Here is an 11,731-nt window from a genome sequence, read left to right on the forward strand (position 1 = left end):
AATTTTGACATTGAGGCCCGAGCACTCAGATTGAACTGGATGTATGGTCGATATCATGATTCGACAAATCGCCTTGCCGCGGTTTGCCGACGATGAGACCGACGATGAATACGACTGGCGGTACAGCAGCGAGGGAATAGCTAACGGCTGCTGGCAGCCCGGTGATGAGGGTGAAGTGTAAAAGTGCGAGTGCGAGACAACCGACCAACAGTAGCGTCGCCGAGATCGGAGCGACGTAACAATGCCATAGACTCTTCGGGACCGCTCGTCCCCGTCGGAAGAACAGAAATATAGAAAACGATGTGACTATCAACAGCAGCATCATCCCCACGGTTCCAACGCCCGCCATCGTCCCAAAGACGTTCACCAGCGGATCGGCGTCGCTGAGCACAAAGGGAATCAGAATGACAACAGCCGTTGCTGTCTGCACCAATGATGAGAACGCGGGTGACTTGTGCTTTGGATGCACTGACGCGAATCGCTTCGGATACTCTCCGCTCAGGGCCAAGGCGTATTGATACCGGGAGATGATATTATGGAATGAGAGTACGCACGCAAATATGCTCACCATCATCAGCACATTGACGATCTCTCGATATATGAATCCGCCATAGACATTGACGGTTGCGACCAAGAAGGCTGAGGGATTTTCTCCGGCCTTCTCGACTACATTATCGGGCCCCCACGCTACGACAAGTGCCCAGCATGACAATGCATAGAATCCGCCGATAATGAACAGCGCTATATAAGTTGATCGAGGTATTACGCGATCTGGATCACGCGTTTCATCTCGGTATATAGCTGTCGACTCGAAGCCGATGAAACCCGTCAGCGCAAAGAGGATGGAGACCGCAATGGCGCCGGTGAATATATTGGTCGCCGAGATTGGTGCCGCAGATATACCGTCATGGCCACCGGTGGCGAAGATGATGACGTCCAGAATGGCTACAACGGTGATCTCGAGAACCAATGCGATACCTAGGACCTTGGCACTTAGATCGATATTTCGGTATCCAAGGTAAGCGACCAGTGCTACGTAGCCGACTACATAAACCCACCATGGCAGTGATAATGATGCATTTGTGGCAAAATATTCGTGCAGGACTGCACCGCCAAAAGCATAGTTGGCAACCTGAATCGCGGTGTACGTCACTAGTGCTAGGTACGCAGTTGCTAGGCCACCGCGACGCCCGAGACTCTCGCGAACGTAGGCGTAGAACGCGCCGGGCTTCGTCACATGGGGCGTCATTGTCACAAATCCGACGGAGAATGCAAACATGACGAGAGCAGCCACGACAAAACCTACGGGAGCGCCGGGTCCGTTGCCGCTCAGAATGGCGAGAGGAACGTTTCCGCCGACGACCGCTAATGGCGCGGCCGCCGCAATCACCATGAAAACGATTTGCGGCGTTCCTAATTTGCCGCGCAATTTATTATCGACGCCCGCGTCGACGTTGCGACCAGAGCTTTCTGGTGTAGATGTAGAATTCATCGTTAAGTTTGGGTATGGCGGCTCGACGGCTTTGGCCTTCCCCTTCTCCTCTCAATTACTACGCTGTCCCAACCGATTTCGGTACCTGTAACTGTTAGTTCGCCTATTAGGCACGTGCATCCATTCGGCTTGAGGCCGGCGTATACACCCCCCGTCCTACTACGTCCCAGAGGTGACTTACGCAGGGCACGAAGTCCCCGCCAGGTGCGCGGATAGGGCGCAAGCTTTGGTAGCTGAGGTCCGCCGATCGGTGACCGTTGCCGTGAGCCGCCGGGGTAGCGGTGACTGATTTGGTGCTGTGCTCGTCGGTGTTCACCGCGTAGACGGAAGAGCCAGGCACAGCGGGGTGAATCGAGCCGGTTTGGAAAGCACCACCGCTGTCGGCGATACCGTCGATTCGGGCGGGTACGGTCTTCGCCGAGTCGACGGGGCACCGCGTGTCGAAAGATTGCGAAGTCGAATGGTGATGGTGGCGTGGGATTGCCATACTGACGAGTCTGTTCGTCCGACGTTGCAACGTAGTTGCGTTTTCGCTTGTGATCGCAAAATTGGCTACCCATGTACCATTCCTGGCCGGTCGATACGCCGCAGGTCCTCGGCCTTCCTACGACGGCGTCCCCGTCGCGGTGGCCTGCCGGGTCTCGAGATTCACCTACCCAGGCGTTCCGCATCTGGCGCAAAGCAAGCCCGTTGCAGCGGGATCGGGGCGCGACGCACACCTGGACGACGCCCCCGCCGCGACATCTATGCCGACGATTGCGCGATTCGTTCGGCCCACCGGTTGTACCTGCCACTTGAGGGACTTTCGTGGCTTGGTGTCGAGTAGGTCGGCAACCGCCACAAGATGCCCGATAGCCTGCTGCGGCAAGACTCCTCCCGTCGGGACGTACTGACGCAGGAGGCTATTCGCGTCCTCGTTACTGCCACGCCGCGGCGTAGGCGTTCGGTCATACGAGTGGAGATTCATGTTGGTCGCAGCGCTTGAGGCAGACGACAAAACCGTCGACGCTCGAACACCACGCCGCTCCGACAAGTCGAGGCGTTGTGACGACCGGTTGAATCCGCCCAACTTCGGCGACGAAAGCTGTTATAGGCACTGTTGCACAACGGTTTAAGGGCATCGATAGAACGGGTCGGTGCGGAGCCAACGCTGCCATGGAGTCGGTCTTCGTCCTTCCTGCAATGCACCGGCCTCGACGGGCCAAAGATAGGCGATGATTGCCGGGGCAGGTGAAAGCCTGGCCGAGTTTGAAGGGAGTCGAGGTAGCGCAAGCTTGCTAGCAAATACGTTTAGGCACATATCAACTGGACCATGTTTCAGTCTCGTCGACCGTGGCGCAGACGTTCCTCGCGGGCTGCCTTGAATGTATGAGCGGGACTCTTGATGGACTGTACGGGCGTACCGCCGAAGACTCGATCGAGGCGGTCAATGTGACCGTCGATGAGTGCTCGCATCGGCGAGCGCGGCGGTACGATCTGACGCTGGGTCAACCACATTTCGTAATCGTCGCGCCCCCAACTCGATCGAGTCCAGGTCGACATCAGATCTGCCTCGCCGGATGCGAGCACAGCGCGCCGCAACTTTGCCTCCAATTCCTCTCGAATCTGCACCACGCCAGGCGCGCTCGAGCGCGGCAGGAGCGGACCGCTGTACTGACGCATCGCTCCTCGTACGTCGCCTGCCGCGATTTGTCCCTCCACCGCGAGCCAGTCCCCGGTGACGTCGCGACACAGGCGGTAGGGACGGGAAGCCAGCAGGTCGCCGCCGAGCACAACGCGGAGACGATTCAGTTCGGCCCGCAAGGTTGACGAAGCGCCATCGTCCTCGTATAAGAGCACACCCAGTTCGTCCCCTGTCAGTCCAGACGGAGTCGTCGCAAGCAGCGCTACGATCTCACTGTGCCGGCGAGAGAGCGGCACTCGAGATGCAAGTCCGTAGTCGTCGTTGAGCGTGAGTGCGGCTTCGTTACGGCCAAGAATCTCCAGAATGAGGTCGATCCCTGAGTTGGATTGCTCAACGTGTCGAGACACCGCCACTGCAGCGAGTTCGGACTCCGCTAACCGTGCCCCGGCGCGAACCATGGCCATCGTCTGTGGCACGACCACCTGATCTCCTCCGGTGATGTCGAGTACGCCGAGAATCCGTGAGCTTCCCGGGTCGTAGATGGGGGCTGCTGCGCACGACCAGGAGCGGACACTCACGCGGAAGTGTTCGTCTCGGGTAACTGTCGCTGGCTGACCGGTGGCGAGGCATAGACCAGGTGCATTGGTACCGGCGAGGCGCTCGTCCCAGTTACTGCCTTCGACGAAGCCGATCCGCTCCACGTGCCGCAGCGATTGGGATCCCCCCGAAACCCACAGCAAGGTGCCCTCGCAATCTGCGATCGCCATAACCGCTCCGCAGTCCCTCACCGCTTGGCCTAGCACTTCGTCCAGGAGCGGGAAAACCTTGGCGAGAGGATGTGTCTCACGGTGCTGTTGGAGGTCAACGCTATCGAATGTGATAGTCGGCTCGGTCAGCTCCGGCGGCACCCCCGCTGCGGTTGACCGTTCCCACGACGCAGCCACCTGAGCCCGCATCACTGGACCTCGGTCTCGAATGGCTTGCGCGATTGAGGTCATCGAGCCCGCCTTCTCGGAACATGTCCCGCCTGCATAAGCCGAATGCGACTCGCCCGTAGGTGTCGGTTGATCGCGACGGGGATACTGCCACCATCGTCGCTCGACACCATTGCCCGCGCTTCAAACAACCAATTCGAGCGGGTCGATCCAAGCGCGTCCGCTCGGGTGGCAGAGACCCAACCACAGGGCGCTTTACAGCCGTATGGATGATGCATATCACTATCTAGTGGAAACATGATCTGCGTCATGCTAGCCACTATCTGGCCTCGGTAAAAGATCCATATTTGCCGCGTTCGATATATCCAGATTTCTGGTGCTGGAGTGTTTGGTTGCGAGCTTTGGCAATATCGGGTTGTGCGCGATCGCCCAGCGCCTAACTGGTCAACGAACTTTGGAGCCCCGCAGCAGTTATCAACTGCCTACGGGCGTCAGCGGCCCCGTGGTTCGCCCGGTGGCGGCTGTGGTAACAAGTGTTTGGGCTCGTCCACACGCGGGCCGCGGACCAGACCATCGGAGCGGTCATGCCGTTTCTTCTCGACCCCAGCTCTTCGATCCCTCTCTACCGCCAGCTCAGGTACGCGATCGAGGACGCTGTCGCCGCGGGCGAGTACCACGCCAGCGCACTGCCGTCCTCGCGCGCGCTGTCGGCTGAACTTGGGATCTCCCGAACAACGGTCAACCTGGCCTTCCAGGAGCTTGTCGCAGAGGGATTCATCTATAGCGCGCCGCGCAGCGGTTACCGCGTTAACCGCGAACTCATCGCCGCGATGCAACAGCGTGCGGCGAATCGGCAACTCGACCCCAGCATTTGCTCTGACAACGCAGATTGGGCGGGTCAGCTGGTGCCACGTCATGACATCGGGATACCAGAGATCGACTACGACCCAGCGTGGGAAAATTATCCTTACCCGTTCATCTATGGCCAGGTACCGACGGAGTCGTTTCCCGTCGGCCCGTGGATGCAGGCCTTACGTACCGCTCTTCAGAGCCCGCATGCCGAATACAGCCTGCGTGACGCGGGGTCCACGGACGATCCCATGCTTGTTGACCAGCTTTGCCGTAGTGTGCTGCCGCAGAGGGGAATTCGTGCTGATCCCAAACAGGTGTTGATCACCATTGGTGCACAACACGGTCTTCAGTTGACCGCCTCAGCGCTGATCCGGCCGCGCGACGCCGCAGCGGTGGAGAACCCCGGCTACCCGGACGCGTGGCACATCCTGCATCGGGCGGGCGCCGACCTCATCCCGGTCGGGATCGACGCAGCGGGGATGATGGTGCACAGCATTCCCGATCGTGCACGCATCGTATCGATCACACCGAGTCATCAGTACCCCACCAACGTGAGCCTCGGTATCGCGCGTCGGCGATACCTACTCGATCGCGCTGCAGAGACTGATTCATTCTTGCTCGAGGATGACTACGACAGCGAGTTTCGTTATGTCGGGCGACCGATGCCAGCGCTGAGGTCGGCTCCCGGTGAGCGCGTGGTGTATGTAGCAAGCTTTTCGAAGTTTCTCGCCCCCGGAGTTCGCATGGGCTATGTAGTGGCGGCAGCACCATTGATCGAAAGATTGAGATCCGACCGACGTTACTCGGTACGGCATCCACCGGGACAGATCCAACGCGCACTGGCATTGCTCATCGAATCGGGGGCCTATCATCGAGCGCTCCGTCGACACCGGATCCAGCTGCGGGAAAAGTGGCGGCACATGATCGCCGGGATTCGACAAGAACTCGGGTGGGACTTTGTGCCACCTACGGGTGGAACCAGCCTCTGGCTGAAACTTCCTCCGGGTTTGGACAGCGATCAGCTCACCGCTGAAGCCGCACGTTCTGGTGTGCTCATCGAATCCGGCAGCACATTCTTCGTGGGAACTGCTCGTACGACGTCCTACATTCGGCTCGGCTACGCCACCATCCCGTTGGATAAGATAAGAGAAGGTCTGAAAGTATTGGGAGCCGCGGCCAACCGCCTGTAATGCCCGCAATGCCGCGGATTCGGCAACTATTATGCAACGTTGCGACGACAAAATGAACCTTTATGGTACCCGTCATCGTCTTCTTAGTTAGCAGCCGCCATTCGACGCATTGTGACTGCGGAGCAAGCTCTTCCGAGCTGGTACCGTGCTGATGAGTCTGGCTACCGCGAACGTCCAGCGCGTACTGATCGCATTGTGTCAGGTTGCTGCCCTATCGTGCTGGTTCTCTGCGTCGGCAGTCGCGCCAAGCCTGTCGGCCGACCTGGACATCACCGGCATTGCCTCGGTGGCGCTTACCTCTAGCGTTCAGCTCGGATTCGTGCTGGGAGCTATCGCGTCAGCGGTGCTCAATATCGCTGACCGCTTCCCGGCCCATCAAGTGTTCTGCGTCAGCGCCACCTTCGCGGCTGGCTGCACATTCGTACTCCCCTTGTGCGCCAGCACCTTTTCTGTCGTCGCGTTATTGCGACTATGCACTGGTGTGGCGCTGGCGGGCGTGTATCCCATTGGGGTAAAGCTGATCGCAAGTTGGGCCACTCCCGCCACTCGCGCGTTGGCGCTAGGCATTCTGGTGGGGGCGCTTACACTCGGATCCGCGCTGCCACAGTTGATTCGAGGCATCGGGCCGCAGTCATGGCAAAGCGTGATGTTCAGCGCCGCAGCAGTCACGCTCGTCGGGGGCTTGGTCACCGGTAAGTGCGTCACCGCTGGCCCGCACTTGCAGGCGGCGCGTCCCGTCAGTGACCCCGGCTATGCACTCCGCATGTTCACCGAACGGCGCCCGCGGTTGGCCGTTCTCGGATACCTCGGACACATGTGGGAACTCTATGCGCTATGGACGTGGATGCCAGCATTCATTCTGGCTAGCCAGCAAGCTCGCGACGGCTCGACCGGGTCCGTCGTCCATCTCACCGCATTCGCTGCAATCGGAGCGGCAGGAGTGCTGGGCTGTTTGATCGGTGGTTACGCAGCCGACCGGTTCGGGCGCTCCCCGGCCGCGGTATCGGCGATGGTCCTTAGCGCGTTATGCTGCATACTATCACCGCTGTTATTCGCTAAGGCGTTATCGTTGTTGGCAGCATTCCTTTTCGTCTGGGGTGCAGCGGTGATCGCTGATTCAGGTGTGTTTTCCACGGCCCTTAGCGAAACCGCGAATCCGCGACTGGTGGGTACCGCGCTCACTGCACAGACAGCTTTCGGATTCCTTCTGACCATCATTACCATCCATCTGGTGCCTGTTCTGGCTGACCACATCGGTTGGCGCTGGGCGCTAACGGTTCTGGCGATCGGCCCCAGTTTGGGGGCATTAGCGATGAGTCGTTACGCCGACCGTGCTCGGTGAGAGGAGCGTCGGCGCGCTCTGGCACTTGGTGCGTGCTGTAACGCCGATGGGCGGTTTCGCTTCCGGGCATGCGGTCGGCGAAGGTGATCGCGAAGGCGTTCAGTGCTGGTTTCGTGCGCATCGTCCATCGCTACTGGCCGGTCCCGGTCGGGTCCAGTGACCGGGTGACCAAGTATAGGCATTTGAGGGCGGCCTGCTCGGTGGGAAAATGGCCGCGAGATCGTGTTCAACATTCTGTGATGGCTCCACCGCCACGACAGTCTTCGATCATTTCGTGACCTTTCCGTCCCCGACACACCGGGGACCGTTAGGCCACTTACACCGATACTGCGACAGTCCCGCCCGCCGACACCCTCGCCGCCGACCTTGTGCGGCTGGCAAAACTTCGGTGGCGCATCGAGCACGACTACCGCGAACTCAAAACCGGTCTCGGCCTGGACCATTTCGAAGGTCGCTCCTGGCTCGGGTGGCACCACCACGCCACCCTCGTCACCGCCGCCCACCTGTTCCTGACCACCCTGCACCTGACCCTCCCAAAAGCCACCGGGCAGGACTGACCCTCTACGGCATCCTGCGCGAAATCCAACGCGCACTCGCCATCTGGATCGGCACCTGCCCACTACGCCACCACCGCTTCCCCACCTGACAAAGTCCTACTACTAGGCTTGACCGCATGCAGATCGGGCGCCGGGAAGCTGTCGCGGTGATCATCGGTCTGGCCCTCGTGGTGGCGGCGTTCGTGGTGCCGCATCTGCATCTCGGCAGCGTCACGCCACTGATCAACAGCACGGCCGGCCAGATCTACAGCTTCGCCGACACCGCACCGATTTTCGGTTGGTGGAATGCACACGTCGGCTGGGGCACCGTCCCGGCGATCGTCATTGCGGTGGCCGCCGTGTGGTGGGGCCCGACGCTCGCGCAGCGGCTTCCCTGGCGGACCCTGCCGGTGACGGCCTGGGCCGTGTCGTGCGTGTGGGCCTTCTCGCTGGCCATGATCGACGGCTGGCAGCGCGGCTTCGCCGGCCGCCTCACCGCGCCATATGAATACCTGCGGCAGGTGCCGACGATCACCGACATCCCCGCGGCGTTGCGTACATTCTCTTCGAGAATCCCTGACCATCAACCGGATTCGTGGATCACCCACGTGTCAGGTCACCCCCCTGGCGCGCTGCTGACCTTTGTGTGGCTGGATCGCATGGGGCTCGGCGGCGGCGCGTGGGCCGGGCTGCTGTGCCTGCTGGCCGGATCCAGCGCCGCCGCGGCGATCGTCGTCGCGGCCCGAGCCCTCACCGACGAAGCCACCGCACGACGCGTCGCGCCGTTCGTGGCGGTGGCCCCGACCGCCATCTGGATCGCGGTCTCGGCAGACGGGTACTACGCGGGCGTCGCCGCGTGGGGAATCGCCCTGCTGGCCTTGGCGGTACACGGCAGACACCGTGTGCCGCGGACGCGGGGAGCAGAAACGACCCTGTGGGCGGGCGCGGCCGGCCTGCTGCTGGGCTGGGGCATCTTTCTGAACTACGGGCTGGTGCTGATGGCGCTTCCGGCGCTGGCCGTGCTGCTCACCGCGGCGGACTGGCGATCGGCGCTGCGCGTGCTGATACCCGCCGTAGTGGCAGCGCTGGCGGTGGTAGCGGCGTTCCTCGCGGCAGGCTTTTGGTGGTTCGACGGCTATACCCTGGTCCAGCAACGCTATTGGGACGGTATCGCCGCCAACCGGCCGTTCCAATACTGGGCGTGGGCCAACCTCGCCTCGGTGGTCTGCGCCATCGGTCTGGGCAGTGTGGCCGGGATCGGCCGACTGTTCGATATCACCGCGATCCGTCGGCAACCGGGACTGCGGTTGGTGCTGATCGCCGCGCTGGTGGCAATCCTGTTCGCCGATCTCAGCATGCTGAGCAAGGCCGAGACCGAACGCATCTGGCTACCGTTCACGGTGTGGCTGACCGCCGCGGGAGCATTCCTGCCGCAGCGTTCAGCGCGATTCTGGCTGGCGGTCAACGTAATCGGTGCGCTCGCACTGAACCACCTCATCCTGACCAACTGGTAGAGGCCGCTTCACTAGCACTGTTCCCCGTCAAGCGCCCGGGCATAGCGCCTTCCGTGCATGTCAGAACCCCCGGGTCGCGTGGGCGAATCGACTGTTCGGCATGCACTCCCGACGTACCTCGTCGATGTCGTCGAGCGTGTCGACGTCGGCCAGTTCGGCGACCAAGGTCACCTCCGCACCCGTGTGACGCAGGGCGGCAAGGGTTTCCGATCCGGTGTGCGACGTCGACATCTCGACGTCGGCCAGGCACGCTGCTGTGCGGCTGTCGCGGACGCCCAACACCCACCAACCGCCGTCGCGGGCCATTCCGAGCACCGCGTCGGCATCGGACAGCGCGTCCGCGCACACGTCGAGCAAGGCAGCGCTCACCTGAGGGGTGTCCATCCCGATCTGCAGCACCGGCAGCCCGGTCGCCGCGGCGGCGTCGGTGTGAGCGTTGGCCAGCCGTTCGGCAAAATTTTCCCCGCGCTGGGGTAGGACGATGAAATCGGCCAGCCGGTCGCGTATCTCACGGCCGCAGCAGGCCCGCTCCAGGTCACCGGTCAGCGCCACCACGCGGACCTGGACGGCGGCAGCGGCCGCCGCGTCGAGGGTGTCCAGCAACGCCGCGGCAGCGATTTCGGCGGCGGCCTCGGCACCGACACCGGCGGCCAGCCGGGTCTTGGCCAACCCGGGAACCGGCGCCTTGGCAACCACCAGCACCACAACGGCTTTCATGTGATCGCCCGCCAGAAGTCCACTGCGGCAATGACACTGCCCCGTACCGATCCACTCACCTTGGACTGGCCTCCGGTGCGCGGCCCGTAGGTCACGTCCCGCTCGACTACGCGCCAACCGGCCTGCGCCGCGCGGACCAACAGCTCCAGCGGGTAGCCCGACCGGCGATCGGTCACCCCGAGACCGATCAGTGCGTCACGGCGGGCCACTCGCATCGGCGCGATGTCGTGCACCGGCAGCCCGTACCGCCGGCGCACTCGCCAGCACACCGCGGCCGTGCCGAGGCGGGCATGCCACGGCCAGCGCAACCCGGCGGCCGGCCGGCGCCGGCCGATCACCAGGTCGGCGCCGTGATCCAGTTCGGCGATGAGCGCCGGAAGCTCGCCTGGGTCGAGCGAACCGTCGGCATCGAGCACGGCCACGATCGGCGTCCCGGCCGCGACCACCCCCGCGTGCACCGCAGAGCCATACCCTGGTCGTGGCTCGGCCACCACCGTCGCACCGAGCGCACGGGCCACTTCAGCGGTGCGATCGGTGCTGTTGTTGTCGACGACCAGCGGCTGGTAGCCCTGCGGTATCGCGGCCAGCACTCCGGGCAGCGACTGCTCCTCGTCCAGACAGGGCAGCACCACGGTGACACGGGCCGGTTCAGGGGCCATGCTCTCCGACGGTAGGCCGCCTCCGGCTCGCCGGCCAAGGCCCAACCATGACGTGGTGCGGCGCTACCTGGAACGCGATCCTCATCGGATTCATATCCACGGTTGAGCTCATCGACAGCTCCGACACGGACCGTGACCACATGGTCATCACACCTCGCACATCGCGCTACGCCGTTGTCGCTATTGCCGGATTCGCCGCGTGCTCGTTGGCCGCATGCGGATCATCGAGCACGCCGTCTGCTCCCAGTTCTGCGACCAGCAGCTCTACGTCAACGTCCGCCGCCGCCGGCCCCACGCCCGGAGCCGCCGGTCACAACGGCAAGGACCGGGTGGCCGGGCTGGTCAGTGCCGTGTCAGGTGGCACAGTGAACGTAACGGGACGGCAGGGTCCGGCCACCGTGAACATCACCGGATCGACACACATCGCCCAACTCAATGCCGCACAGCTGAGCGACATCACCCCGGGCGAGTGCATCTGGGTCCACCCCACCAAGGACAGCACCGCGCCCACAGTCACGGCAGCCGCAGTCCTCGTCGGTCAACCCGCCGGGAACCAATGCGGACACAAAGGCGGCAATCAGCATCACGGCGTCGCCGGCACCGTCACCTCGGTGAACGGCAACTCGATCGTGGTCACCGCGGCGGACAACAGCACCGCCACAGTGACCGTCACGGCCAACACGCGGTACGAAAAACGTTCCGACGCAGACGCTTCGGCAGTCACCACCGGCGTTTGCCTGGCGGCCCGCGGCACCAAGGGCAGCGACGGCGTCCTGCAAGCCACCGGCGCGACCGTGCGGCCGGCCACGAACGGCAGTTGCGGCGGCGAGCGCCCGCAACACTAGTCGGGCAGAGCTGTTGCTGATCGAT

General features: G+C 62.6%; 8 protein-coding genes and 2 pseudogenes. 5 read left to right on the top strand and 5 right to left on the bottom strand.

Annotated elements, in window-relative coordinates:
* Window positions 1-25 precede the first annotated feature (25 nt).
* Both H276_RS0113615 and H276_RS22995 read right to left on the bottom strand, forming a co-directional pair.
* Entirely contained in the window at window positions 26-1,492 is a 1,467-nt protein-coding gene (locus H276_RS0113615) for an APC family permease (protein WP_051111443.1), read from the bottom strand.
* A gap of 1,317 nt (window positions 1,493-2,809) precedes the next feature.
* On the bottom strand, window positions 2,810-3,883 hold the full coding sequence (locus H276_RS22995) for a GAF domain-containing protein (protein ID WP_019971863.1): 1,074 nt from the start codon (window positions 3,881-3,883) through the stop codon (window positions 2,810-2,812).
* A gap of 752 nt (window positions 3,884-4,635) precedes the next feature.
* Here H276_RS22995 and H276_RS0113625 point away from each other — a divergent pair.
* Both H276_RS0113625 and H276_RS0113630 read left to right on the top strand, forming a co-directional pair.
* Window positions 4,636-6,093, top strand: a complete 1,458-nt coding sequence (locus H276_RS0113625; protein WP_026356968.1) for a PLP-dependent aminotransferase family protein — start codon at window positions 4,636-4,638, stop codon at window positions 6,091-6,093.
* 151 nt (window positions 6,094-6,244) lie between these two features.
* Entirely contained in the window at window positions 6,245-7,435 is a 1,191-nt protein-coding gene (locus H276_RS0113630; protein WP_036461079.1) for an MFS transporter, read from the top strand.
* A gap of 52 nt (window positions 7,436-7,487) precedes the next feature.
* Here the strand turns inward: H276_RS0113630 and H276_RS24695 are convergent.
* A pseudogene (locus tag H276_RS24695) lies at window positions 7,488-7,658 on the bottom strand (IS256 family transposase); the annotation flags it as partial.
* Window positions 7,659-7,782: 124 nt separating this feature from the next.
* Here H276_RS24695 and H276_RS23000 point away from each other — a divergent pair.
* A pseudogene (locus H276_RS23000) lies at window positions 7,783-7,992 on the top strand (transposase); the annotation flags it as partial.
* A 116-nt stretch (window positions 7,993-8,108) separates the two neighbouring features.
* Window positions 8,109-9,485 carry a hypothetical protein gene (locus tag H276_RS0113640; protein WP_019971867.1) on the top strand — a complete coding sequence of 459 codons (1,377 nt, stop codon included), beginning with the start codon at window positions 8,109-8,111 and terminating at the stop codon, window positions 9,483-9,485.
* 60 nt (window positions 9,486-9,545) lie between these two features.
* On the opposite strand, the gene H276_RS0113645 is transcribed toward H276_RS0113640, so the two are convergent.
* Both H276_RS0113645 and H276_RS0113650 read right to left on the bottom strand, forming a co-directional pair.
* Window positions 9,546-10,202 carry a DUF2064 domain-containing protein gene (locus H276_RS0113645; RefSeq protein ID WP_019971868.1) on the bottom strand — a complete coding sequence of 219 codons (657 nt, stop codon included), beginning with the start codon at window positions 10,200-10,202 and terminating at the stop codon, window positions 9,546-9,548.
* Window positions 10,199-10,861, bottom strand: a complete 663-nt coding sequence (locus H276_RS0113650) for a glycosyltransferase family 2 protein (protein ID WP_019971869.1) — start codon at window positions 10,859-10,861, stop codon at window positions 10,199-10,201. Before H276_RS0113650 ends, H276_RS0113645 begins: the two co-directional genes overlap by 4 nt.
* Window positions 10,862-10,908: 47 nt before the next feature.
* Here H276_RS0113650 and H276_RS0113655 point away from each other — a divergent pair, with 47 nt between their 5' ends.
* Window positions 10,909-11,706 (top strand): DUF5666 domain-containing protein, encoded by a 798-nt coding sequence (locus tag H276_RS0113655; protein ID WP_019971870.1) that lies wholly within the window; start codon window positions 10,909-10,911, stop codon window positions 11,704-11,706.
* The last annotated feature ends 25 nt before the right edge of the window (window positions 11,707-11,731 follow it).

Source organism: Mycobacterium sp. 141 (assembly GCF_000382405.1).
Classification (GTDB): domain Bacteria; phylum Actinomycetota; class Actinomycetes; order Mycobacteriales; family Mycobacteriaceae; genus Mycobacterium.